Here is a 21936-nt window from a genome sequence, read left to right as displayed (position 1 = left end):
CTTCCTGGGTCGACGGGGCAGCAGGTCAGGGGGCGGCTCAGAGCCGCTCGAGCACCAGGCAGGTGGTGGCGGCGGAGGCGCAGATGGCGACCATCGCCAGCTGCTTGTCGCGACGCTCCAGCTCCTCGATCGCGGTCGCGATCAGCCGGATGCCGGTGGCGCCCGCGGGGTGGCCGAGCGCGATCGCCCCGCCGAGCGGGTTGAGCAGGTCCTCGGCCACGCCGTGCACCCGGGCGAAGGACATCGGGACCGAGGCGAAGGCCTCGTTGACCTCGACGTGGTCGATGTCGGCGATCCGCAGCCCGGTGCGGGCCAGCACCCGCTCGGCGGCGGCGATCGGGCCGTCGAGCAGGTACGTCGTGTCGCCGCCGACCACGGCCTGGGAGAGGATCCGGGCGCGCGGGCGGTAGCCGAGCGCGCGGGCCCGCTCGGCCGACATGAGCACCGCGGCGCTCGCCCCGTCGGAGACCTGCGAGGAGGTGCCGGCGGTGTGCAGGCCGTCCTCCTTCACCGGCCGCAGCCGGGCGAGGGCCTCCAGGCTGGTCTCGCGCAGGCCCTGGTCACGGGACACGACCTGCTCGCGCCCGTCGGCGTCGAGGACGGTGACCGGGATGATCTGGGCATCGAAGCGCCCCGCGGCCCACGCCGCGGCGGCCCGCTGCTGCGAGCGCAGCCCGTAGGCGTCGAGGTCGGCGCGGCTGAAGCCGCGGTGCACGGCGATCCGGTCGGCGCCGGTGTACTGATCGGGGCTGTCGATCGCCCAGGACGCCGGGCGCGGGGTGCCGAGCCCGGCGCCCACCTTGGCGGTCAGCGGGACGTGCGACATCAGCTCGACGCCGCAGGCGATGCCGACGTCGACGGCGCCCATCGCGATCTGTCCGGCGAGCAGGAGCGTGGCCTGGGCGGCGGTGCCGCACTGGGCGTCGATGGTGGTGGCGCCGGTCTGCCAGGGCAGGCCCGCGTGCATCCAGGCGGTGCGAGTGACGTTGCCGAACTGCTCGGCCAGCGGCGTCACGCAGCCGCCGACGACCTGCTCGACCAGCTGCGGGTCGAGTCCGGTGCGCTCGAGCACGCCGCGCTGGGCGTGCCCGAGGAGCTCGGCCGCGTGGACGGTGTCGAGCCAGCCGCCGCGCCGGCCGAACGGCGTACGGGCTGCGTCCACGATGACCGGGGTCACCGGTCGGCTCCGGCGAGCGGCCGGGCGTCGAGCCCGTGCACGACCAGCCCCCACTCGCGGATCAGCTCGAGGCTGACCGTGACCTGCCCGGTGACGTCCTCGGGGCAGGCGCACAGCGCGACGGCGCCCTCGACCATCTCCTCCAGCGACTCGACCTGGTCGGGCCGGATGGTGGCGCCGACCAGGTGCGCGGCACCCTCGCTGAGCACCGCGGCGGCCGGCTGGACGGTGTTGACCCGGATGCCGGTGCCGTGCAGCTCGGCGCCGAGGCCGTGGGTGATCCGGTCCAGCGCGGCCTTGGACGCGCCGTACACCGCCATCGCGGTGCCGGGCTCGACCAGCTCGAACGGCGGGCCCGGGGCGTGCCGGGCAGTGGCGCTGGAGAGATTGAGGATCCAGCCCGCGCCGAGCTCGCGCATGCCGGGCAGGGCGGCCTGGGCGAGGTCGAGCGGGGCGTGCACGTTGACCTCGAAGATCAGCCGGCGCCGGCGCAGCGGATAGTCCGCGAGCGGCTGGTAGATCGCGGCCGCGGCGTTGTTGACCACGACGTCGAGGTGCCCGCCGAGCAGCTCGGCGGCCCTCGGCACGATCCGGGCGCGGCTCTCCTCGTCGCTGAGGTCGGCGGTGAGGGTCTCCGCCCGGGTGCCGTAGCGCGCCAGGCGCTGCGCGGTCTCGCGCAGGCTGCCGCCCAGCGGGTGGGAGTCCGGCTCGAGGGTGCGGGCCACGAGCACCACGTCGGCGCCCTCGGCGGCGAGCCGCTCGGCGATACCGGCCCCGATGCCGCGACTGGCGCCGGTCACCAGGGCTCGGCGACCCTCGAACCGTCTCATCTCAGCTCCTCCGGGTCATGGCCCTCAGCGGTCGGTCGCCAGGACGATCGCGCTGTGCGGCACCGGCGAGCCGCCGGTGACGAGCACGTTGTCGAGGGTCTTGGCGGGCTGGTTCACCGAGGTGCCGCGGATCAGCCGGACGCCCTCGGCGATGCCATTGACGCCGTGGATGTAGCCCTCGCCGAGCTGGCCGCCGTGGGTGTTGATCGGCAGCCGGCCGTCGAGCTCGAGGTTGCCGTCGGCGATGAAGTGACGCGCCTCGCCGCGGCCGCAGAAGCCGTACTCCTCGAGCTGGAGCAGCACCATCGGGGTGAAGGCGTCGTAGAGGATCGCCGCGTCGATGTCGTCGGGGCCGATGCCGGCCTGGCTCCACAGCTGACGGGCGACGAGCTCGACCTCGGGCATCGCGTCGATGTCCTCGCGGTAGTAGCTGCTCATCGAGATCTGCTGGGGGCCGACGCCCTGCGCCGCGCCGGTGATCAGCGCCGGCGGGTGCGGGAGGTCGCGGGCGCGCTCGGCGCTGACGATGACCAGCGCCTGGCCGCCGTCGCTCTCCTGGCAGCAGTCGAGCAGCCGCAGCGGGTCGGCGATCATCCGGGAGGCCTGGTGCTCCTCGATGGTGATCGGGCGCCCGTGGAACCAGGCCTTGGGGTTGTTCGCCGCGTGCTTGCGCGAGAGCACCGAGATCGCGCCGAAGTCCGCGCTGGTCGCGCCGTAGCGCTCCATGTAGGTGCGCGCCAGGAACGCCTCCTGCTGGGCCGGCGTGAGCAGCCCGTAGGGGTTGATCCAGTTGCGGTACTCCTGGTCGGTGTTCTGGTTGTAGGCGAACGGCGGCGGGCCGGCGCCGAAGCGGTGGCCCGAGCGCTCGTTGAAGGCGCGGTAGACGACCACGACGTCCGCGACGCCGGAGGTGACCGCGAGGGCCGCCTGCTGCACCGGGGCGCACGCGCCGCCGCCGCCGTGCGGGATCCGGCTGAAGAACTTCAGCTCCGGGATGCCGAGCGCGCGGGCGACGGCGATCTCGGGGTTGGTCTCCATGGTGAACAGCGCGAAGCCGTCCACCTCCTCGACGCCGATCTGGGCGTCCTCGAGGGCGGCGAGCACCGACTCGCAGGCCAGCTGCCACTCGCTGCGCCCGGAGTTCTTGGAGAACTCGGTCGCGCCGATGCCGACGATCGCGGCGCCGCCGGAGAAACCCTTGCTCACTTCGCAGCCTCCTGGCTCGGGGTGATCGTGACGGTCGCGGTGACGTGCGCGCCGCGGGAGTTGCGCCCGACGACCTTGAGCGTGACGTCGTCGCCGGCGACCTCGGTGACCTCACCGGAGAAGGTCATGGTGTCCCCGGGGAAGTTCGGTACGCCGAGGCGCAGGGAGACCTTCTTGAACCGGGTGGTCGGGCCGAACACGTCGGTGACGTAGCGGTCCAGGAACCCGTTGGTGGAGTTGATGGACATGAAGATGTCGGGCGTGCCGCGCTCGTTGGCCTTCGTGGGGTCGTGGTGCACGTCCTCGAAGTCCTGCGAGGCGATCGCCGCCGCGACGATCGTCGTACGGTCCAGCGGGAGGGCGAGCTCGGGCAGCGTGTCGCCGACCGAGCGGCCGCGGAGGTCGAGGGTCTCGATGCTCATGCCTGGCCTCCGGCCGGTCGCAGCTGCGGCAGCACCTCGCCGTGGGCGTGCTCGGAGAAGCCGACCTCCAGCTCCATGCCGGTCTTGAGGTCGTCGTGGTCGACGCCGCTGATGTCGGCGACCAGGCGGGTGCCCTCCTCGAGGTCGACGAGGCCGACCGCGAGCGGGTAGGTGAACGCCGGGTCCTGGGGGTGGTGGATCACCGTCCAGCTGTGCAGGGTGCAGCGCCGGGTCGACTCCACGGTGTCCCACTCGAAGGAGCGGCACGAGGGGCAGGCCGGGGCCGGGGGGTGGCGCAGCGTCTCGCAGGAGGTGCAGCGCTGGATCTCCAGGCGCCCCTCGCGAGCGGCGCGGAAGAAGAACTCGTTGTCCTGGGTGACGGTCAGCCCGGGGACGGACGTGCGGGGGGCGTCGCTCATGCCACCTTCTCCTGGGTGCTCGGGTCGAATCGGAGCATCACGAACCGCTCGTCGACGAGGAGGTCGCCGTGCTGGTCCACGTAGCGCTTGTTGAGCGTGATGAAGCAGCCCAGCCCGAGGCCGGTCCGCTTCACCGGCGAGATGGACTCGATCGTGAAGTGGCAGGTGACGTGGTCGCCGGGCTGCAGCTCGCGCACGTACTCCTGCTCCTGGCTGGTCGCCACGACCGAGGTGAAGCCGTGCTCGGCGAGCAGCGCGAGCAGGCGGAAGTACGCGTGGTCCTCGACCTGGCCCTCGGCCTGCTGACGCTGCACGGCCCGCCAGCGGCGATAGCCCTGCATGACCCAGGTGCTGACCATCGCCGGCGGGCAGATCACCCCGTCGCGACCGGTCTCGCGCGCCGCGTCGGCATCGACGTAGACGGGGTTGAGATCGTCGTGGGCCTCGACCCAGTTGCGGATCATCGCCTCGTTGACCGCGTAGCGGGCAACGCGCGGCGGCTCGGCAACCTGACCGACGAACTGCTCGAACTGTGCCTCGAGCTCCTTCATCACACCTCCGTAGCAAGCGCTTGGTTTTGCACGGTAGCACCCGCTGGGGCCGAGCGGCGCCGGTCGATCCCACTGGTCGCAACGGACCGGTGCAGCGCCCCTGAGGCACGCTCACCCGGAGGCCGCCCCCGCGACCACACCCCCTCCCACCCACCGGAAGCCTCCGCGCGTCGTGGCGGCGCAGCCGCCACCCTCGCTGCACGACCCACCCGCCCCGGAAGGACCACGATGAGCAAGGGATCGGATCGTCGGGCCACGATCAGGGACGTCTCCGCCGAGCTCTTCGCGACCCACGGCGTCGCGGCGACCACGGTGCGCGACATCGGTGAGGCGGCCGGCGTGCTCTCGGGCAGCCTGTACCACTACTTCCCCTCGAAGAACGCGATCCTCAGCGAGGTCCTCGTCGAGTTCATGAGCGACATCCACGCGGGCTTCCGCGAGGTGGTCGCACGCGGCGACTCCCCCGCCGACACCGTGCGCGGGATGATCCACGCGACGCTGCGCGTGATCGAGACGCACCCGCACGCCACCGCGATCTACCAGAACGACCGCGCCTACCTGCGCGACCACGACCTGCTCGCCGAGGTCGACGCCCAGTCGCGGCTGATCCGCGAGCACTGGATGGCCGCCCTGGGCGCCGGGGTCGCGGACGGCACCTTCCGCACCGACATCCCGGTCGAGATCTTCTACCGCTCGCTGCGCGACGCCCTGTGGGCCTCCATGCACTGGCCGACCCGGGGCTCGCACAGCACCGAGGAGCTCGGCGACCTGCTGGCCGCGGTGTTCCTCGAGGGGTTCACCCCTCGCGGGTGAGCCCCACCGGTCGCCTCAGTCGAACCAGGACCACTCGCCCGCGACGATCGAGCGCAGCGGGGTCCGCAGCACCGTGCGCAGGCCGGGTCGCTCGACCGGGGCGGGCAGGGTGGCCGCCACCTCGACCGGGTCGGCCTCGCACCAGTGCAGGAGGACCGTGAGCCGGCCCCGGTCGGCCTCGCGTCGCACCCGCTCCTGGCCGGGGACGCCCTCGCGCAGCGTCACGTCGCGGCTGGTGAAGCTCCAGGTGCCCAGCACCCCGGGACGGGCCAGGACCGCCGGCAGGTGCTCGCGGTGCAGCGCCCCGAAGCCGGCCTCCGCAGCCGCGCCGCTCGGCTCGTCCGCGCGCAGCACCTCCAGCACCACCCCGCGGTGCGGGCGGTGCGGCAGCGCCTCGGGCGAGATCTCCACCCCGGGCGCCACCCGGCCGCCGAGCGGTCGGAAGAACCCGTTCAGGCGGCGTACCGTCCAGTCCAGCTCGGGGCGCCGGCCCTGCTCGAGCGTCGTCTGGCCCAGCTCGCTCCACTCCTCGATGCTGGCGGCCGCCGGCTCGGCGAACCAGTACATCGCGACGTACTGCGCGGCGGAGAGCACCGGGTCGGCATCGACGGCCGAGGCGGCGCGACACTCCGGCGTACGCACCCAGCGCTCGCCGTGGAGCACGCCGGGCAGGGCGAGGTTCTCCGGGCGGTGGTCGAGCTGGTGCCAGGCGTTGTAGTCGCGGTGCCGCGCCGGGTCGGTGACCTCGGGGAAGGAGAAGAACACGCGGGTGCAGCGCGACAGGGCGTGCGAGCCTCGGGACACGGGTGCCTCCTGGGACAGCGGCGGGACGGACCCGGCGATGATGTCGCGCCGGGACACCCCTCGGTGGCGCGTTCGACTGAGCGGGACGACCCCGTCCCGGGCGCGGGCCCGCGCCGGACGGGCCCGGGCGCCATGGCATCCTCTGCACAGCACCACGGGGAGAGGACACGATGAGCACGCAGGTCTTGAGCGCGGTCACCGACCTGCTGCCGACGCTGGCCGAGCGCGCCGCGAAGGCCGAGGCCGACCGGCGGATCAGCGCGGAGACGATGACCGACCTCGGCGCGGCCGGGGTCTTCCGGATGCTCCAGCCGCGACGCTACGGCGGCCTGGAGTCCGACCCGTCGGACTTCTTCCACGTGGTCCGCACCATCTCCACGGTCTGCGGGTCCACCGGATGGGTGAGCGCGGTCGTCGGGTGCCACCCGTGGCAGCTGGCGCTGTTTCCCCGCGAGGCCCAGGAGGAGGTCTGGGGCAGCGACCCCGGCACCCTGATCGCCTCCTCCTACGCCCCGGTGGGGCGACTGGTCCCGACGGAGGGCGGCTTCCGGCTCACCGGGCGCTGGAGCTTCGCCTCCGGGTGCGACCACGCCTCCTGGCTCACCCTCGGCGCCCTCGTCGTCGGCACCGACGGGCGCCCGGTGGACTTCCTCACCGTCCTGGTCGCGCGCGAGGACGCCGAGATCCTCGACGTCTGGGACGCCGTGGGCCTCTCCGGCACCGGCAGCAACGACATCGCCGTGCGCGACGTCTTCGTCCCCGCCCACCGGGTGCTGCGCAACTACGACGTCTCGCACATGCGTGCCCCGGGCCTGGCGGTCAACCCCGGCCCGCTGTACCGGATGCCGTTCGGCACGATCTTCACCACCGCCATCACCACGCCCGTCGTCGGCGTGGTCGAGGGTGCCTTCGAGGCCTACCTGCACGCGATGCGGGACCGGATGCGCCTCAGCCTCGGCGGCGGGCGCTTCGCCGAGGACGCCCACGCCCAGGTCGCGGTCGCCCGGGCCGCCTCGGAGATCGACGCCGCCGTCCTCCAGCTCGAGCGCAACGTGCGCGAGATGTACGCCGAGACCGTCGCCGGCGCCGAGATCCCGATGCACATGCGCTTCCGCGCGCGCCGCGACCAGGTCCGCGCCACCGAGCGGGCGGTCAGCGCCGTCAACGTGCTCTTCAAGACCGCCGGCGGGGCCTCCCTGCGCCGCGGCAACCGCATCGAGCGCGCCTGGCGCGACGCGCACGCCGGCAGCGTGCACGTCGCCAACGACGTCGAGCGGGCGCTCGCGATGTACGGCAAGTTCGCCTTCGGCCTGGAGGTCGAGGACAACCTGGTCTGAGGACCGGTGAGGCTCAGAGCCACCCGTCCGAGCCGACGGCCACCAGGCGGTCGAGGGTGTCCGCGGACCAGCCGCTCCCGGCCGGGGCCTCGGCCTGGCGCGAGCGCGAGGAGCGGCGGCGCTCCATCCGCCCGGCGATCCCGCGCGACACGCTGAGCACCAGCGGGACCAGGCGCTCGAAGTTGACGGTGGGGTCCCCGACCAGCGAGATCGCGCCGAGCGGCCCCTCGGGCCCCGGCACCGCGGCGGCCACGCAGCCGAGCTCGAGGTGGCACTCGCCGCGGTCGATGGCCGCGCCCTTGCGCGCCCGCACCCGGGTCAGCTCCTGGTGCAGCGTCCCGAGGTCGCCGATGCTGTGCCGGGTCAGCCGCCGCAGCGGGCCGCCGAGCAGTGCGTCGACGTCCTCGGCGGGGAGCGTGGCCAGCATCGCCTTGCCCAGCGCGGTGCAGTGCGCGGGCCGGCGCTCGCCCACCCGCGTCGGGACCTTGCTGGCATAGCGGCCGCCGACCTTGTCCAGGTAGCGCACGTCGGCACCGTCGAGCACCGCGAGGTGGACCACCAGCCCGGTCTGCAGGTGCAGCTCGCGCAGGTCCTCGGCCGCAGCCTCGCGCAGCTCGGTGTGGGTGGCATTGCCGGTGCCGAGGCTGAGCGCCCGCGAGCCGAGGGAGTAACCGCCGGCGGCGTGCTCGATCCAGCTCAGGCCGACCAGCTGGTTCATGATCCGGTGCGCGGTCGAGCGGGGCAGCCCGGTGACCCGGGCGACGTCCTCCAGCGACAGCCGCGTGGACGGAGACGTGAAGGCCTCCATGATCGTGGTCATCCGCTCGACCATGGACTGCGGGACCTCTCGGCGCCCGCTCGAGCGCTGACCTGCCTCGGCGCGAAGCACACTCACGACATCTCCTCACCCTCGTTGCTCGGGGCACCCTGCGGACACGTCCTCGACCTCGGCGAGGCCGGGGCGCAACCCCACGCGCATGGTAACCTACCAAGCAATTGCTAGGTAGGTTGACCACGGCGAGACGAAGCGGGTGAGGCGGGTGGCCACCAGGCCGCGCGACAAGCAGATGAGCATCGACGACGTCGTCGCCGAGCTGCGCGACGAGATGACGATCGGCATCGGCGGGTGGGGCCCGCGGCGCAAGCCGATGGCACTGGTGCGCGCGATCCTGCGCTCCGACCTGCGCGACCTGACGGTGGTGAGCTGGGGCGGGGCCGACCTCGGCCTGCTCGCCCGCGCCGGCAAGGTCCGCCGCGCCGTCTACGCCTTCGCGTCCCTCGACTCGATCCCGCTCGAGCCGAGCTTCCAGCGCGCCCGACAGGAGGGCATGATCCCCGAGGTCGTCGAGCTCGACGAGCAGATGTTCCTCACCGGGCTGCGCGCAGCCGCCCAGCGCCTGCCGTTCCTGCCCACCCGGGCCGGCCTCGGCTCCGACGTGCTGGTCCACAACCCCGACATCCGCACGGTCCGCAGCCCCTACCCCGGCCCCGACGGCGCGTACGACGACCTGGTCGCGATGCCCGCGCTGCGTCTGGACGCGGCGCTGGTCCACCTCAACCGCGCCGACGTGCACGGCAACGCGACGTACCTCGGGCCGGACCCCTACTTCGACGACCTGTTCTGCCTGGCGGCCGAGCGCGCCTACGTCTCCACCGAGCGGATCGTGTCGACCGCCGAGCTGAGCGACGGGGTGCCCGTGCAGCGGATGCTGCTGAACCGGCCGATGGTGAGCGGTGTCGTGGAGACCCCGAACGGCGCGCACTTCACCGCCTGCACGCCGGACTACGCCCGCGACGAGGCGTTCCAGCAGCTCTACGCCCGCGCCGCGCGCGGCAGCGAGGAGGACTGGGCCGGCTTCCGCGAGCGGTTCCTGGACGGCGACGAGGCGGCCTACCAGCACGCCGTACGGACCTGGAGCGAGGAGCAGCGATGATCACGACCGCGCAGGGCCCCGTCACGCGCGCGGAGGTGTGCGCCGCCGCGGTGGCCGACGCCTTCGCCGAGGACGGCGAGACGCTGGCCAGCCCGATCGGGCTGATCCCGATGCTCGGCGCCCGACTGGCGCGGCGCACCGTCAACCCCGACCTGGTGCTCAGCGACGGGGTGTCGCTGTTCATGGCCGACGATCCGCCGCTGGGCGAGTCGGGGCGCGAGGTGGAGGGCTGGTTCCCGCACCCCCGGGTCTTCGACATGCTCACCTTCGGCAAGCGCCACGTGATGATGGGGGCGCCGCAGCTGGACCGGCACGGCAACCAGAACCTCTCCGCGATCGGCGACTTCGACCGGCCCGAGCGCCAGCTCCTCGGCACCCGCGCGGCCCCGGCGAACACCGTCAACCACCGCACGTCGTACTGGATCCCGCGGCACTCCCCGCGGGCCCTGGTCGAGCGGGTCGACGTCGTGTGCGGTGTGGGCGCGGCAGCGGCGCGGGCGGCCGGCAGCGGCGCGACCCGCTTCCACGACCTGCACCGGGTCGTCACCGACCTCGCGGTGCTCGACTTCACCGGCCCGGACGGCACCCTGCGGGTGCGCAGCGTGCACCCCGGGGTCTCGGCCGAGGAGCTGCGCGCGGCGACCGGCTTCGCCCTCGAGCTGCCCGACCCGCTGCCCCGCACCCGGCTTCCCCGCCCCGAGGAGCTGCGCCTGATCCGCGAGGTCCTCGACCCGCGCGGCCTGCGCGAGCGCGAGGTGCCGGCGCGCTGAGTCACTCGTCGACCGACGGGCAGAAGTCCTCGCCGGCGGTCGCCGCACGTGGGGCGTCCTCAGCGGAGGGCCACTTCTACCCGCCGGTCGCCGGGTCATCCCGTGTCGTGGAGGGGGTCAGCCCTTCTTGCTCGCCGCCACCGCGAGCCGGTCGACGAAGTCGTTCATCCGGTCGCCCGAGTGGCCCTTGACCCAGCGGAACGCGATGTCGCCGCGCGACTCGACGGCGTCGACCAGCGGCTCCCACAGGTCCCGGTTGGCGACCGGCTTGCGGGCGGTGTTCACCCAGCCGCGGGTGCGCCAGCCGCGCCACCAGGCGTCGCGGAAGCAGTTCACGACGTACGTCGAGTCGCTGACGATGAGCAGCGGTCCGTCGAGGGAGCGCACCGCCTCGAGGGCGGCGCGGATCTCCATGCGCTGGTTGGTCGAGGGGGCCTCGCGACCCGACGCCCACACCGCCTGGTCGACGGCCCAGGCCCAGCCGCCGGGGCCGGGGTTGCCGGCGCAGGCGCCGTCGGTGAAGACCTCGCGCGCGCCGGGCGGCACGGGCATGGCGGGCGGGGTGGGGCGGCGGGTCCGGGGAGGCACGACCGGCAACCCTGGCACAGCCGCCGCGGCGACCTCACCCCGGGACCGCCGCCGCCGTCACTGGTCCAGGTCGACGCTCTCGTTGGTGCCCGGGAACTTCTCCGGGTCCCCGGTGACCGCGGCCCGGGCGGCACCGACGAGCCGCTTGACCCGCGAGGCCGGGCTGTCCCAGTACTCGGCGCTCAGGGCCGCGACGCGCAGCAGCACCAGGCCCGGGGTGTCCGGACCGTCGGGGAACCAGACCTTCAGCGGCGCCGACCACAGCTCCTCCATGCGGGCCCGGTCGCGCACCACCTCCGCGGTGCCGGCGATCGAGGTCCAGGCGGTGTTGCGGTGGTCGGCGAAGGAGACGCCCACCTGCGGCCGGGCACCGATCTGGGTGACGGCGCTGGAGTCCTCGTGGGTGAAGAACCACAGGTCACCGTCGAACTCGGCCTCCTGGAGCGCCATCGGCCGACTCACCAGCCGGCCGTCGTCGGTCTGGGTGGTGAGCATGCACAGGTGCGCGGCGCTGACCAGGTCGGCGACGCGCTGGGCGGGGTCGGTGCTGTGGGTCATGGCGGCCCGGTACCCGCCTCGCGGCTGTGGGATCCTGCGACCATGACCCAGCCCCGCCGCGGGCGGCCCGGGCACGACCAGGCCGCGGTGCTGCAGACAGCGATCGAGCTGTTCAACCGCCGCGGCTACGAGGGCACCAGCATGGGCGACCTGGCCGCCGCGCTCGGAGTCACCAAGGCCGCGATCTACCACCACGTCCCGAGCAAGGAGCACCTGCTCGCCCAGGCCCTCGACGAGGCGCTCGACGAGCTGGACGCGCTCGTCACCGACGCCGCGTCCGCCCCGGGTACGGCGTACGAGCGGCTGCGCGCGGTGGTCCGCGGTGCGGTGGACGTGCTGGTCGCGCACCAGCCGGCGGTCACGCTGCTGCTGCGGGTGCGCGGCAACAGCCCCGTCGAGCTCGCCGCGCTGCGCCGGCGCCGCGAGGTCGACACCCGGCTGGCCGACCTGGTGCGCGCCGCCGCAGCCGAGGGCTCGGTGCGCACCGACCTCGACCCCGAGCTGGTCAGCAGGCTGGTCTTCGGCACTGTGAACTCGCTGGTGGAGTGGCACCGCCCCGGCGGCGAGCTCACCCCGGACGCGCTGGCCGAGGCGGTCAGCACGGTGGTCTTCGACGGGTTGCACGCGGGCGCCGGGCGCGAGCTGTAACGCGGGCGGGGGCGCGCGCTCAGTGGCCCGCGACGGCGTGCGGGACGTAGCCCGCGCCGAGCTCGGCGAGCTCGCCGGCGGAGAGCTCCAGGTCGACCGCGGCGACCGCGTCGGTGAGGTGCTGCATCTTGGTGACGCCCACGATCGGGGAGGTGACCACCGGCTGGTGCAGCAGCCAGGCGAGCGCCACCTGGGCCCGGGAGACGCCGCGCCGCTCGGCGACGGCGCCGACCGCGTCCACGATCGCCCGGTCGGACTCGGGGTAGAGATCGGCGCCCCAGGCGTCGGTCTCCAGGCGCCGGGTGGTCTCCTCCCAAGGCCGGGTGAGCCGCCCGCGCGCCAGCGGGCTCCAGGGCAGCACGCCGACGCCGGAGTCGGCGCAGTACGGCAGCATCTCCCGCTCCTCCTCGCGGTAGAGCAGGTTGTAGTGGTCCTGCATCGACACGAAGCGGGTCCAGCCGTGCAGGTCAGCGGCGTGCTGGGCCTTGACGAACTGCCAGGCATACATCGAGGAGGCCCCGAGGTAGCGGGCCTTGCCGGCCTTCACCACGTCGTGAAGGGCCTCCATGGTCTCCTCGATCGGGGTGTGCGGGTCCCAGCGGTGGATCTGGTAGAGATCCACGTGGTCCACCCCGAGCCGGCGCAGGCTGTGGTCGATCTCGGCCATGATCGCGCGCCGCGAGAGCCCGCCGCCGTTGGGGCCCTCGCGCATCACGCCGTGCACCTTGGTCGCGATGACGACCTCATCGCGCGAGGCGATCTCCTTCAGCAGCCGGCCGGTGACCTCCTCGCTGGTGCCGCCGGCGTACACGTTGGCGGTGTCGAAGACGTTGATCCCGGCCTCGTACGCCGCGCGCACGATCGGTCGGGCGGCGTCCTCGTCGAGGATCCACGGGTGCCAGCCCTGGGTCGCGTCACCCCAGCTCATGCAGCCGAGGCTGACCGCGGAGACCTCGAGACCGGTGCTGCCCAGGCGTACGTAGCGCATGGCGCGAGGCTAGTCCGTGCTCAACCGAAGGTGTGGCGCATCTCCCCGATCCCCTCGACCCAGGTACGCAGCGTCTCCCCGGGACGCAGGAAGCGCTGCGGCTCGCGCCCGACGCCGACGCCGTCCGGGGTGCCGGTGAACACGACGTCCCCGGGCAGCAGCGTGAGCACCTGCGAGAGCTCGGCGACCGCGCGCGGGATGGAGAACAGCAACCGGCTGGTGCGCCCGTCCTGGACGACCTCCCCGTCGATCGCGCAGCCGAGGGCGAGGTCGTCGGGGTCGGCGAGCTCGTCGGGGGTCACCAGCCACGGCCCGGTCGGGCTGAAGCCGGGGTAGGACTTGGCCAGGCCGAACTGCGGGGCCGGGCCGGAGAACTGGCGGCGCCGCTCGGAGAGGTCCTGGCCCACGCAGAGCCCGGCGACGTGGTCCCAGGCCTGCTCGGGGGTGATCCGGTGGGCGGCGCGGCCGATGACAGCGACCACCTCCACCTCCCAGTCGGTGGTGCCGCCCTCGGGCAGCTCGACGACGCCGCGCGGGCCGGTGAGGCTGCTGGCGAACTTGGGGAAGACCGGCGGCAGCTCGGTGGGCGCCTCGAAGCCGGTCTCCCGGGCGTGCTCGGCGTAGTTGAACCCCAGCCCCATCGCCTGCGGCGGGCGCGGCGAGGGCGGGCCCAGCCGGTCCGGGTCGATGGCGAGGTCCGCGACGAGGTCGCCCGCCGCCGCGGCGTACCACTCGCGCAGCGTGTCCCAGCGCTCGTAGACCGCGGCCGGGTCCGGGCCGAAGGCGCCGTCCGACGCGGCGTGCAGGTCCACGCCCCGGGCGCCGGAGCCGTCGGCGGTACCGGTCGAGAGCACCAGGACCGCACGGCCCTCCAGGTTTGCCAGCCGCATGCGGGTCTCCTCGGGTCGTGTGGTCGTGGACACCGAGACGATATCGCCGCGGTGGGGCCCCCGGCACGTGCGTCGTACCGCGGAGCCGAACGCCTCAGGCGTCGAAGTCGACGCTCACCGTGGCCGAGACCGGCTCAGCCTGGCAGGTGAGCACGAAGCCGGCGGCGACCTCCTCGGGCTCCAGCGCGTGGTTGCGTCGCATCGCCACCTCGCCCTCCACGACCCGGGCGCGGCAGGTGCCGCAGACCCCGCCGCGACACGCGAACGGCAGGTCGGCGCGGGCCGGCTGCGCGGCGTCCAGCACCGTGGCGTCGCGGGCGGCGGTGACCACGGTGCTGCGTCCGTCGAGCACCACCCGCACCTCGCTGGTCGCGCCGGCGGGGGCGACCGGCGCGCGCCGGGGCGGCGGCGGTACGTCGTCCTCGTCGACGTGGAAGAGCTCGACGTGGACCCGCTCGGGCGGCACCCCCCGCTCGGCGAGCACCTGGCGGGCCCCGCTGACCATCGCGAACGGCCCGCAGATCCAGACGTGGTCGACGCCGAGGACGTCGAGCGGGACGAGCTCGGTGAGCAGCCGGCGCAGCCGGTCGGGGTCCAGGCGCCCGGTGAGCAGCTCGGCGTCGCGGGCCTCGCGGCTCAGCACGTGGACCAGCTGCACCCGCGGGCCGTAGCGGTCCTTGAGGTCGGCGAGCTCGTCGACGAACATCACCGACCCGCTGGTGCGGTTGCCGTAGAGCAGCGCCACCTCGGTGCCGGGCTGCTGGAGCACGGTTGCCGCGATCGAGAGCACCGGCGTGATGCCGGAGCCGGCGGCCACGCACAGGTGCCGCTCGCCGGGTCGCGGCTCGGCGCGGAAGCGACCGCTCGGCGCCAGCACCTCGACCGGCGTCCCGGGGCGCACGTCGCGCACCAGCCAGGTGGAGAAGAGCCCGTCGGCGATCTCGCGCACGCCGATCCGGGGCGGCTGGCCGACCGGGGCGCACAGCGAGTACGACCGGCGCTGCTCGACGCCGTCGACCTCGCGGCGCAGGGTGAGCGACTGCCCGGCGGCGAAGGCGTACTCCCCGCGCAGCTCGGGCGGCACCTCGAAGGTGATCGCCGCGGCGTCCGCGCACAGCGGCTCGACCGCCGCCACCCGCAGGGTGTGGAAGGCCATCAGACCTCTTTCACGTGCTCGAAGGGCTCGGCGCAGTCCGAGCAGCGCAGGATCGCGGTGCAGGCCGTCGGGCCGAAGCGGGACAGCAGCTCGACGCGCTCGGAGCCGCAGCGCGGGCAGCGCGCGGCGTAGCGCGTCGGGGCGAGCAGCAACGGCACCGCGGCGGTGCGGGACGGAGCCGGGCCGGGCGGCGAGACGCCGGCGGCGACCAGTGCGGCGCGTCCGGTCGTGGTGATGTCGTTGGTGCTCCACGGCGGGGCGAGCTGCAGGCACACCCGCACCCGAGCCCAGCCGGCCGCGCGCAGGGCATGCTCGAGGTCGTCGCGCATCGTCGCGGTGGCCGGGCACCCGGAGTACGTCGGGGTCAGGGTCACGGTGACCTGCCGGTCCATGCCGTCCCCGCTCTCGACGACCGAGCGCAGCACCCCGAGGTCGGCCAGCGTGATCATCGGCAGCTCGGGGTCCACGACGTCGGCGGCGACCTCCCACGCGGTGCGCATCGCGCTCACCACCTGCCCCGCGGATGGGCCCGGGCCACCGACTGCATCTCGGCGAGCAGGCCCGCGAGCCGGTCCGCCGGACTGTCGGGCGACGCGGTCGGCGGCGTCACGAGGCCCGCCCGGTCGAAGAGCTCCCCGACCACCTCGACCACCTCCTCGCGCACCTGCTGGTGCCGCCCCAGCAGCTCGGCGTACGACGGGGCGAGCGCGGCGACCGCGGCGAGCGTGCGGCGGCGCGACTCCTCGGTGCCCTGGGCGAGGATGAGCACCCAGGAGGCGGCCCAGTCGCGGTGGTAGGCGACCTCCGGCACGCCGGCGGCGGCGATCGCGGCCAGCACCGGGTCGGGATGGGTGCGGGCGCGCGCCAGCACCGCGAGCCGGGCGCTCGCCCACCAGAACAGCCGGACCACTGCCTGCGCGAAGTCGGGGTCGGGAAGCGCCGCCATGCGTGAGCTGTGGAACTGCGCCGGCCCGCGGAAGAACGCGAGGGCGTCCTCGGGCGCGACCGGGGCGCCCTCCGGCAGCGCGGGCAGTACGCCGGGGTCCGCGGCGGCCGCGCGGGCGAGCAGGCGCCGCGCCTGGCCGAGCAGGTCGAGCGCGACGTTGGCCAGCGCGATGTCCTCCTCCAGCTCCGGGGCGCGGCTGCACCACTCGGAGAGCCGATGGCCCAGGACCAGCGCGTCGTCGCCCAGCGCCAGGCACTCGCGCGCCAGGTCGCCGGCGTCGAGCCCGGGCGGCACCGAGGTGTCGAGGCCGGCGAGCGGGTCCTCCGCACGGGTGCCGAAGGCCCAGTGCGCGGCGTCGGCGCCGGTGGCGTCGACCAAGCCGGCGTACACCGACTGCTCCTCGGGCTCCGGCACGCCGGGCGGCTCAGATGTGCGGGACATCGGCGGGCAGCTCATAGAAGGTCGGGTGGCGGTAGACCTTGTCGCCGCTGGGGGCGAAGAAGGGGTCCTTCTCGTCGGGGCTCGAGGCGGTGACCGCGTCGGCACGGACCACCCAGATGCTGACGCCCTCGCTGCGGCGGGTGTAGACGTCGCGCGCGTGGCGCAGCGCCATCGCGTCGTCGGCGGCGTGCAGCGAGCCGACGTGGACGTGGTCGAGACCGCGGCGCCCGCGGACGAAGACCTCGTAGAGGGGCCACTGCGGCGTGCTCATCGCGCCACCTCCGGATGCGCCTGCTCGGCCTGACGGCGGGCGAACGCGGTCGCGGCCTCGCGCACCCAGGCGCCCTCGTCGTGGGCGCGGCGCCGGTGGGCGAGGCGCTCGGCGTTGCACGGGCCGTCGCCGGAGACGACCCGGCGCAGCTCCTCCCAGTCGGGGGTGCCGAAGTCGTGGGCACCGCGCGCGGGGTTCCAGCGCAGCTCGGGGTCCGGGAGCGTCACCCCGAGCACGTCGGCCTGCGGCACCGTCATGTCCACGAACTTCTGGCGCAGCTCGTCGTTGGTGTTGCGCTTGATCCCCCACGCCATCGACTGTGCGGTGTTGGGTGAGTCGGTGTCGGGCGGGCCGAACATCATCAACGACGGCCACCAGAACCGGTCCACCGACTCCTGCACCATCGCCCGCTGCTCCTCGGTGCCGCGCGACATCGCGAGCAGCAGCTCGAAGCCCTGGCGCTGGTGGAAGGACTCCTCCTTGCAGATGCGCACCATGGCGCGGCCGTAGGGGCCATAAGAGGTGCGGCACAGCGGGACCTGGTTGCAGATCGCCGCGCCGTCGACGAGCCACCCGATGGTGCCGACGTCGGCGTACGACGGGGTCGGGTAGTTGAAGATCGAGGAGTACTTCTGGGCCCCGCTCAGCAGCTTGGCGCCGAGCTCGTCGCGGCTGACGCCGAGGGTCTCCGCGGCGGCGTACAGGTAGAGGCCGTGGCCGGCCTCGTCCTGCACCTTGGCGAGCAGGATCGCCTTGCGGCGCAGCGTGGGCGCGCGGGTGATCCAGGCGCCCTCGGGCTGCATGCCGATCACCTCGGAGTGGGCGTGCTGGGCGATCTGACGCACCAGCGTGGCGCGGTAGGCGTCCGGCATCTCATCGCGCGGCTCCACCCGCTCGTGCCGCTCGAGCAGCTCCTCGAACCTCGCGCCCATCGCGTCTCCCGGGTGTCGGCCGCCATTTACTGACCAAGGGGTCAGTAATGATGCTGCCACGGCCCGCCGACACCCTCAAGGGCTGAAGACCTCCGAGTCCGGGACTCACGACGGGGCGGCGACCCGGAGGTCGCCGCCCCGTCGTGAGGTCGGATCAGACTCGCGTGCGCGAGGGAGGTGCTTAGTACTTGACGGTGCCGATCGTGTTCTTGCCCGACGGCGTGCAGGAGCCGGCCATGTCGAACGCCGGCACGCTGAAGTCGAGCTTGGTGATCTTGACGACCGACTTCTTGGCCTTCTTGCCGACGTTGGCCTTGCCCTTCAGCGTGGGCACGCTGAGGTTGGACTTGACCTCGATGTTCGCCTTGCCCGACGCCTTGGCCGTCTTGGCGCCGAACTTCAGCGTCGCAGTGGCCTGGAGCTCGGTGGTGATGCCGAGCCCGTCCGGGATGCCGGCGATCGTCATCGGCGCCATCTTGACGGTGACGTTGGCCTTGGCGGCCTTCTTCTTCTTGGTCGCGGTGACCGTGACCTTGCCGGTGTGGTTGAAGTCGCCGAAGGCCGGCAGCGAGCACTTGAACGCGATCGACTTGCTGACCGAGGCCTTCTTCTTCGCGACCGGCTCGGCCTGGGCGGTGCCCATGCCCGCGAGCGGGGCGCCGACCATCAGCGCGCCGGCGGCGAGCGCCGCGGCGAGACGAGCACGGGTGGAGGTGGAAGCGGTCATCGAATGACTCCTGATCTGTTGCCCGGGACGGACCGCAGCAGTCGCCTGCGGTGAAGCCCGAACGTATACGATCTACGCGCCAGTAGGAAGGGTTTGTGCGGTCCTTCCTCGACCTCCGGATCGCACCCTCCTCAGAGGTGGTCAGGCACGATCAGCGCGTCGGGGTCCTGGCGCGGCGGCATCGCCGCGAGCGCGATGCGCACCAGCTCCACGCGCGCCTTGAGCGCGACCGCACGCTTGAGCCGCCCGCCCTCCTCGCCCAGCCGGGCCTCCACGGCCTCGGTGATCTGCGCGTCGGTGAAGGTGGGCCGGGTGCCGGGCTCGACGTCGACGTCCGGGAGCGCGACGAGCACGGGGAGCACCTGCGAGCCGAGCTGGTCGAGCGCACTGAAGCGCTCGAAGCGGGTCATCTGCGCCCACATCTGCTCGACGTCCTCGCGCTTGCGCCGGCCGCGGCGCTGGGCCGCGACCACCGCCTTGGCACAGGCGGTCAGGCCGACGGTCATCTCCTGCTCGGTGAAGCGCATGGCACAAGACTAGGGTCGCCCCGCCGGCGCCCTCCCCCGTCCCCCGTGTCCGGGGAAAACGACACCACGCCGCACCGGCAGGACCGGTACGGCGTGGTGTCGAGGTGACGCGGGAGCGTCGGGGTTCAGCTGGCGGCGGCCTCGCGCTCGGCGACCAGGTTGAGGGCGATGTCGATGATCATGTCCTCCTGGCCGCCGACGAGCCGGCGACGGCCGCACTCCATCAGGATCGAGCGGACGTCGAGGCCGTAGCGGGCGGCGGCGGTCTCGGCGTGGCGCAGGAAGCTGGAGTACACCCCGGCGTACCCCAGGGTCAGGGTCTCGCGGTCGACGCGCACCGGGCGGTCCTGGAGCGGGCGCACGATGTCGTCGGCGGCGTCCTGGAGCTTGAACACGTCGCAGCGGTGCTCGAAGCCGGAGTGGTCGGCGACCGCGATGAACGCCTCGATCGGGCAGTTGCCCGCGCCGGCGCCGTGGCCGGCGAGCGAGGCGTCGACGCGGTAGACGCCGTTCTCGACCGCGACCACGGAGTTGGCGACCGAGAGCGAGAGGTTCTCGTGGGCGTGGATGCCGATCTCGGTGCCCGGGTCGAGCACGTCGCGGTAGGCCTTGACCCGCTCCTCGACGCCGCGCATGGTGAGCCGACCGCCGGAGTCGGTGACGTAGACGCAGTGCGCGCCGTAGGACTCCATCAGCTTGGCCTGCTTGGCGAGCTCCTCGGCGGGCGCCATGTGGCTCATCATCAAGAAGCCCGAGACGTCCATGCCGATCTCGCGGGCCGTCGCGATGTGCTGGGCCGACACGTCGGCCTCGGTGCAGTGGGTCGCCACGCGCACCGAGCGCACGCCCAGGCTGTAGGCGTGCTTGAGCTCCTCGATGGTGCCGACGCCGGGCAGCAGCAGGGTGGTGAGGCGGGCGTTGCCGATGACCTCGGCGGCCGCCTCGATCCACTGCCAGTCGGTGTGCGAGCCGGGGCCGTAGTTGACCGAGCCGCCGGCGAGACCGTCGCCGTGGGCGACCTCGACGGCGTCCACGCCCGCGTCGACGAGCGCCGAGACGATGCGCTTGACGTTGTCGGGGGTGATCCGGTGGCGCACGGCGTGCATGCCGTCGCGCAGGGTGACGTCCTGGACGAAGATCGGGGTCTTCTGCTCGCTCACTGGGCGTTCTCCTTCGCGGCCGCGATCCGCTCGGCGACCTGGAGGCCGGCGGAGGTCATGATGTCGAGGTTGCCGGCGTACGCCGGGAGGTAGTGGGCGGCGCCCTCGACCTCGAGGAAGACCGACACCTGGTGGGTCGGCCGGGTGGTCTCGCCGTCGGCGAGCAGCGTCTCGACCGGCTGGTCGGCGGGGATCTCGGTGATCTGCACCTGCTGCTTGAGCCGGTAGCCGGGCACGTAGGCCGCGACGTCGCCGACCATCTTCTCGACCGAGGCGACGATCTCGGCGTGCACCGACTCGTCGGGGGCGGAGACCAGGCAGAAGACCGTGTCGCGCATGATCAGCGGCGGCTCGGCCGGGTTGAGGATGATGACCGCCTTGCCGCGCTTGGCGCCGCCGACGTTCACGATCGCGTTGGACGTGGTCTCGGTGAACTCGTCGATGTTGGCGCGGGTGCCCGGGCCGGCCGACTTCGAGGCGATGGAGGCCACGATCTCGGCGTACTCGACGGGGACGACGCGGGACACCGCGGCGACGACCGGGATCGTCGCCTGGCCGCCGCAGGTGACCATGTTGACGTTGTCGGCGTCGAGGTGGTCCTCGATGTTGACCGCGGGCACGACGTACGGGCCGATCGCGGCCGGGGTCAGGTCGATCATCCGCTTGCCGAGCGGGCGCAGCTTGGCGTCGTTGGCGATGTGGGCCTTGGCCGAGGTGGCGTCGAAGACGATCTCGATGTCCTCGAAGCCCTCCATCGCCATCAGCCCGTCGACGCCCTCGTGGGTGGTCGGGACGCCGAAGCGCGCGGCCCGGGCCAGCCCGTCGGACTCGGGGTCGATGCCGACCATCGCGCCCATCTCGAGGTGCTGGGAGGTGCGCATCACCTTGATCATCAGGTCGGTGCCGATGTTGCCCGACCCGATGATGGCGACCTTGGTCTTCTTCTCGCTCATCACTGGTCCTTGCTGTCGTTGCTGAAACGTGCGGTGACGGTGCCGAGGCCGCTGATCTCGGCGGTGACGACCTGGCCGGGCTCGACCGGGCGCATCGGGCCGAGGGCACCGGAGAGGATGACCTGGCCGGCGCGGAGGGGCTCGCCGAAGGTGCGGGCCTGGTGGGCCAGCCACGCGACGGCCTTGAGCGGGTCGCCGAGGCAGGCCGCGCCGTTGCCGGTGGAGACCTCCTCGCCGTCGATGCTCATCGACATCGTGACCTCGACCGGCTCGACCTCGGCCAGCGTGCGGCGCTCGGCGCCCAGCACGTAGAGCCCGGAGGAGGCGTTGTCGGCGACGGTGTCGGCGAAGGTGATGTCCCAGTTGGTGATCCGGCTGCCGACGATCTCCAGCGAGGCCACGGCGTAGTCGATCGCGTCGCGGATCTGGGCGTCGTCGAGCGGGCCCTCGGCGAGGTCCTTGCCGAGCACGAAGGCGACCTCGGCCTCGGCCTTGGGCTGCATCAGCGCCGAGGTCGGGATCTCCGCGCCGTCCTCGAAGCCCATGTCGTCGAAGAGCACGCCGAAGTCGGGCTGGTCCACGCCGAGCTGGGTCTGCACGGCCTCGGAGGTGGCGCCGATCTTGCGGCCGACCACGCGGGCGCCGCGCTCGAGGCGGGCGCCGTTGAGGCGCTCCTGCACGAGGTACGCCGCGGCGACGTCGTCGGGGCCGATCAGGTCGCGCACCGGCGCGCACGGCGTGCCAGAGAAGTGTGCCTCGATGAGGCGGTCGCCGGCGGCGGCGATGGAGGCGGGGTCGACGGTGGTGGTCGGCCGGGCGTTGTCGCCGGCCGGGACGTCGTACGAGCGAGTGGTCATGTCCTGCTTTCTGGATCGACCGAGGGTGGTG

At 73.3% G+C, this 21936-nt stretch carries 27 protein-coding genes; 5 read left to right on the top strand and 22 right to left on the bottom strand.

Features of this window, described 5'->3' with window-relative positions; all coding sequences use genetic code 11:
* Positions 1–37: 37 nt before the first annotated feature.
* From GFH29_RS01900 to GFH29_RS01875, 6 genes are read right to left on the bottom strand one after another with little or no spacing between them, the layout of a single operon-like run.
* A complete protein-coding gene (locus tag GFH29_RS01900; protein ID WP_153321794.1) occupies positions 38–1177 on the bottom strand; it encodes a steroid 3-ketoacyl-CoA thiolase in 1140 nt (379 codons plus the stop codon).
* Positions 1174–2007: an SDR family NAD(P)-dependent oxidoreductase gene (locus tag GFH29_RS01895; protein ID WP_153321793.1), complete on the bottom strand. Its 834-nt coding sequence runs from the start codon at positions 2005–2007 to the stop codon at positions 1174–1176. The genes GFH29_RS01900 and GFH29_RS01895 overlap by 4 nt, the downstream gene beginning before the upstream one ends.
* Before the next feature lie 24 nt (positions 2008–2031).
* On the bottom strand, positions 2032–3213 hold the full coding sequence (locus GFH29_RS01890) for a lipid-transfer protein (RefSeq protein WP_153321792.1): 1182 nt from the start codon (positions 3211–3213) through the stop codon (positions 2032–2034).
* A complete protein-coding gene (locus tag GFH29_RS01885) occupies positions 3210–3635 on the bottom strand; it encodes a MaoC family dehydratase (RefSeq protein WP_153321791.1) in 426 nt (141 codons plus the stop codon). The genes GFH29_RS01890 and GFH29_RS01885 overlap by 4 nt, the downstream gene beginning before the upstream one ends.
* Positions 3632–4054, bottom strand: a complete 423-nt coding sequence (locus tag GFH29_RS01880) for a Zn-ribbon domain-containing OB-fold protein (RefSeq protein WP_153321790.1) — start codon at positions 4052–4054, stop codon at positions 3632–3634. Before GFH29_RS01880 ends, GFH29_RS01885 begins: the two co-directional genes overlap by 4 nt.
* A complete protein-coding gene (locus tag GFH29_RS01875) occupies positions 4051–4605 on the bottom strand; it encodes an FAS1-like dehydratase domain-containing protein (protein ID WP_153321789.1) in 555 nt (184 codons plus the stop codon). The genes GFH29_RS01880 and GFH29_RS01875 overlap by 4 nt, the downstream gene beginning before the upstream one ends.
* Positions 4606–4833: 228 nt before the next feature.
* Here GFH29_RS01875 and GFH29_RS01870 point away from each other — a divergent pair, with 228 nt between their 5' ends.
* Positions 4834–5418 carry a TetR/AcrR family transcriptional regulator gene (locus tag GFH29_RS01870; protein WP_153321788.1) on the top strand — a complete coding sequence of 195 codons (585 nt, stop codon included), beginning with the start codon at positions 4834–4836 and terminating at the stop codon, positions 5416–5418.
* Between the two features lie 15 nt (positions 5419–5433).
* Here GFH29_RS01870 and GFH29_RS01865 read toward each other — a convergent pair whose 3' ends face one another.
* A complete protein-coding gene (locus GFH29_RS01865; RefSeq protein WP_153321787.1) occupies positions 5434–6222 on the bottom strand; it encodes a hypothetical protein in 789 nt (262 codons plus the stop codon).
* Positions 6223–6392: 170 nt separating this feature from the next.
* On the opposite strand from GFH29_RS01865, the gene hsaA reads away from it, so the two are divergent.
* On the top strand, positions 6393–7559 hold the full coding sequence (hsaA, locus tag GFH29_RS01860) for a 3-hydroxy-9,10-secoandrosta-1,3,5(10)-triene-9,17-dione monooxygenase oxygenase subunit (RefSeq protein ID WP_153321786.1): 1167 nt from the start codon (positions 6393–6395) through the stop codon (positions 7557–7559).
* Between the two features lie 13 nt (positions 7560–7572).
* Here hsaA and GFH29_RS01855 read toward each other — a convergent pair whose 3' ends face one another.
* A complete protein-coding gene (locus GFH29_RS01855; RefSeq protein ID WP_153321785.1) occupies positions 7573–8454 on the bottom strand; it encodes an IclR family transcriptional regulator in 882 nt (293 codons plus the stop codon).
* A gap of 145 nt (positions 8455–8599) precedes the next feature.
* On the opposite strand from GFH29_RS01855, the gene GFH29_RS01850 reads away from it, so the two are divergent.
* A complete protein-coding gene (locus tag GFH29_RS01850; RefSeq protein ID WP_228387703.1) occupies positions 8600–9493 on the top strand; it encodes a CoA transferase subunit A in 894 nt (297 codons plus the stop codon).
* Entirely contained in the window at positions 9490–10263 is a 774-nt protein-coding gene (locus GFH29_RS01845; RefSeq protein ID WP_153321784.1) for a CoA-transferase subunit beta, read from the top strand. The genes GFH29_RS01850 and GFH29_RS01845 overlap by 4 nt, the downstream gene beginning before the upstream one ends.
* Positions 10264–10380: 117 nt before the next feature.
* On the opposite strand, the gene GFH29_RS01840 is transcribed toward GFH29_RS01845, so the two are convergent.
* Together GFH29_RS01840 and GFH29_RS01835 are read right to left on the bottom strand one after the other, a co-directional pair.
* On the bottom strand, positions 10381–10851 hold the full coding sequence (locus tag GFH29_RS01840) for a ribonuclease H family protein (RefSeq protein ID WP_228387702.1): 471 nt from the start codon (positions 10849–10851) through the stop codon (positions 10381–10383).
* Between the two features lie 57 nt (positions 10852–10908).
* A complete protein-coding gene (locus GFH29_RS01835; protein WP_153321783.1) occupies positions 10909–11409 on the bottom strand; it encodes a pyridoxamine 5'-phosphate oxidase family protein in 501 nt (166 codons plus the stop codon).
* 42 nt (positions 11410–11451) lie between these two features.
* Between GFH29_RS01835 and GFH29_RS01830 the strand changes: the two genes are divergently transcribed.
* Positions 11452–12057, top strand: coding sequence for a TetR/AcrR family transcriptional regulator (locus GFH29_RS01830; protein WP_153321782.1), 606 nt, complete (start codon positions 11452–11454; stop codon positions 12055–12057).
* Between the two features lie 19 nt (positions 12058–12076).
* Here GFH29_RS01830 and GFH29_RS01825 read toward each other — a convergent pair whose 3' ends face one another.
* The 12 genes from GFH29_RS01825 to GFH29_RS01770 all read right to left on the bottom strand — a co-directional run bounded on the left by GFH29_RS01825 (position 12077) and on the right by GFH29_RS01770 (position 21905).
* On the bottom strand, positions 12077–13045 hold the full coding sequence (locus GFH29_RS01825; protein WP_153321781.1) for an aldo/keto reductase: 969 nt from the start codon (positions 13043–13045) through the stop codon (positions 12077–12079).
* Between the two features lie 20 nt (positions 13046–13065).
* A complete protein-coding gene (locus tag GFH29_RS01820) occupies positions 13066–13935 on the bottom strand; it encodes a fumarylacetoacetate hydrolase family protein (protein ID WP_153321780.1) in 870 nt (289 codons plus the stop codon).
* 94 nt (positions 13936–14029) lie between these two features.
* A complete protein-coding gene (gene paaE, locus GFH29_RS01815; RefSeq protein WP_153321779.1) occupies positions 14030–15091 on the bottom strand; it encodes a 1,2-phenylacetyl-CoA epoxidase subunit PaaE in 1062 nt (353 codons plus the stop codon).
* Positions 15091–15591: a 1,2-phenylacetyl-CoA epoxidase subunit PaaD gene (paaD, locus tag GFH29_RS01810; RefSeq protein WP_153325574.1), complete on the bottom strand. Its 501-nt coding sequence runs from the start codon at positions 15589–15591 to the stop codon at positions 15091–15093. Before paaD ends, paaE begins: the two co-directional genes overlap by 1 nt.
* A 5-nt stretch (positions 15592–15596) precedes the next feature.
* On the bottom strand, positions 15597–16478 hold the full coding sequence (paaC, locus tag GFH29_RS01805) for a 1,2-phenylacetyl-CoA epoxidase subunit PaaC (RefSeq protein WP_153321778.1): 882 nt from the start codon (positions 16476–16478) through the stop codon (positions 15597–15599).
* Positions 16462–16749, bottom strand: a complete 288-nt coding sequence (gene paaB / locus GFH29_RS01800) for a 1,2-phenylacetyl-CoA epoxidase subunit PaaB (protein ID WP_153321777.1) — start codon at positions 16747–16749, stop codon at positions 16462–16464. The genes paaC and paaB overlap by 17 nt, the downstream gene beginning before the upstream one ends.
* A complete protein-coding gene (gene paaA / locus GFH29_RS01795) occupies positions 16746–17681 on the bottom strand; it encodes a 1,2-phenylacetyl-CoA epoxidase subunit PaaA (RefSeq protein ID WP_153321776.1) in 936 nt (311 codons plus the stop codon). The genes paaB and paaA overlap by 4 nt, the downstream gene beginning before the upstream one ends.
* 181 nt (positions 17682–17862) lie before the next feature.
* Entirely contained in the window at positions 17863–18408 is a 546-nt protein-coding gene (locus tag GFH29_RS01790) for a hypothetical protein (RefSeq protein ID WP_153321775.1), read from the bottom strand.
* Positions 18409–18539: 131 nt separating this feature from the next.
* Positions 18540–18935 carry a hypothetical protein gene (locus GFH29_RS01785; protein ID WP_153321774.1) on the bottom strand — a complete coding sequence of 132 codons (396 nt, stop codon included), beginning with the start codon at positions 18933–18935 and terminating at the stop codon, positions 18540–18542.
* Positions 18936–19060: 125 nt separating this feature from the next.
* A complete protein-coding gene (gene dmpG / locus GFH29_RS01780; protein WP_153321773.1) occupies positions 19061–20095 on the bottom strand; it encodes a 4-hydroxy-2-oxovalerate aldolase in 1035 nt (344 codons plus the stop codon).
* Positions 20092–21048, bottom strand: a complete 957-nt coding sequence (locus GFH29_RS01775) for an acetaldehyde dehydrogenase (acetylating) (protein WP_153321772.1) — start codon at positions 21046–21048, stop codon at positions 20092–20094. Before GFH29_RS01775 ends, dmpG begins: the two co-directional genes overlap by 4 nt.
* Positions 21048–21905 (bottom strand): 2-keto-4-pentenoate hydratase, encoded by an 858-nt coding sequence (locus GFH29_RS01770; RefSeq protein ID WP_153321771.1) that lies wholly within the window; start codon positions 21903–21905, stop codon positions 21048–21050. The genes GFH29_RS01775 and GFH29_RS01770 overlap by 1 nt, the downstream gene beginning before the upstream one ends.
* Positions 21906–21936 lie beyond the last annotated feature (31 nt).

It is taken from the genome of Nocardioides sp. dk884 (assembly GCF_009557055.1).
In the GTDB taxonomy this organism is placed as follows: Bacteria; Actinomycetota; Actinomycetes; order Propionibacteriales; family Nocardioidaceae; genus Nocardioides.
Note: the sequence above shows the minus strand (reverse complement) of the source record. Positions and strands in the feature narration are given on the sequence as shown.

What these genes read in the sequence shown, in the direction of transcription:
- paaD (WP_153325574.1), bottom strand. Translation starts at nt 15,591, where the DNA reads ATGCGCACCGCGTGGGAGGTCGCCGCCGACGTCGTGGACCCCGAGCTG.
- GFH29_RS01880 (WP_153321790.1), bottom strand. Translation starts at nt 4,054, where the DNA reads ATGAGCGACGCCCCCCGCACGTCCGTCCCCGGGCTGACCGTCACCCAG.
- GFH29_RS01785 (WP_153321774.1), bottom strand. Translation starts at nt 18,935, where the DNA reads ATGCGCTTCACCGAGCAGGAGATGACCGTCGGCCTGACCGCCTGTGCC.
- GFH29_RS01885 (WP_153321791.1), bottom strand. Translation starts at nt 3,635, where the DNA reads ATGAGCATCGAGACCCTCGACCTCCGCGGCCGCTCGGTCGGCGACACG.
- paaE (WP_153321779.1), bottom strand. Translation starts at nt 15,091, where the DNA reads ATGGCCTTCCACACCCTGCGGGTGGCGGCGGTCGAGCCGCTGTGCGCG.
- GFH29_RS01775 (WP_153321772.1), bottom strand. Translation starts at nt 21,048, where the DNA reads ATGAGCGAGAAGAAGACCAAGGTCGCCATCATCGGGTCGGGCAACATC.
- paaA (WP_153321776.1), bottom strand. Translation starts at nt 17,681, where the DNA reads ATGGGCGCGAGGTTCGAGGAGCTGCTCGAGCGGCACGAGCGGGTGGAG.
- GFH29_RS01790 (WP_153321775.1), bottom strand. Translation starts at nt 18,408, where the DNA reads ATGACCGCTTCCACCTCCACCCGTGCTCGTCTCGCCGCGGCGCTCGCC.
- GFH29_RS01825 (WP_153321781.1), bottom strand. Translation starts at nt 13,045, where the DNA reads ATGCGCTACGTACGCCTGGGCAGCACCGGTCTCGAGGTCTCCGCGGTC.
- hsaA (WP_153321786.1), top strand. Translation starts at nt 6,393, where the DNA reads ATGAGCACGCAGGTCTTGAGCGCGGTCACCGACCTGCTGCCGACGCTG.
- GFH29_RS01875 (WP_153321789.1), bottom strand. Translation starts at nt 4,605, where the DNA reads ATGAAGGAGCTCGAGGCACAGTTCGAGCAGTTCGTCGGTCAGGTTGCC.
- paaB (WP_153321777.1), bottom strand. Translation starts at nt 16,749, where the DNA reads ATGAGCACGCCGCAGTGGCCCCTCTACGAGGTCTTCGTCCGCGGGCGC.
- GFH29_RS01835 (WP_153321783.1), bottom strand. Translation starts at nt 11,409, where the DNA reads ATGACCCACAGCACCGACCCCGCCCAGCGCGTCGCCGACCTGGTCAGC.
- paaC (WP_153321778.1), bottom strand. Translation starts at nt 16,478, where the DNA reads ATGTCCCGCACATCTGAGCCGCCCGGCGTGCCGGAGCCCGAGGAGCAG.
- GFH29_RS01845 (WP_153321784.1), top strand. Translation starts at nt 9,490, where the DNA reads ATGATCACGACCGCGCAGGGCCCCGTCACGCGCGCGGAGGTGTGCGCC.
- GFH29_RS01820 (WP_153321780.1), bottom strand. Translation starts at nt 13,935, where the DNA reads ATGCGGCTGGCAAACCTGGAGGGCCGTGCGGTCCTGGTGCTCTCGACC.
- GFH29_RS01870 (WP_153321788.1), top strand. Translation starts at nt 4,834, where the DNA reads ATGAGCAAGGGATCGGATCGTCGGGCCACGATCAGGGACGTCTCCGCC.
- GFH29_RS01770 (WP_153321771.1), bottom strand. Translation starts at nt 21,905, where the DNA reads ATGACCACTCGCTCGTACGACGTCCCGGCCGGCGACAACGCCCGGCCG.
- GFH29_RS01830 (WP_153321782.1), top strand. Translation starts at nt 11,452, where the DNA reads ATGACCCAGCCCCGCCGCGGGCGGCCCGGGCACGACCAGGCCGCGGTG.
- GFH29_RS01895 (WP_153321793.1), bottom strand. Translation starts at nt 2,007, where the DNA reads ATGAGACGGTTCGAGGGTCGCCGAGCCCTGGTGACCGGCGCCAGTCGC.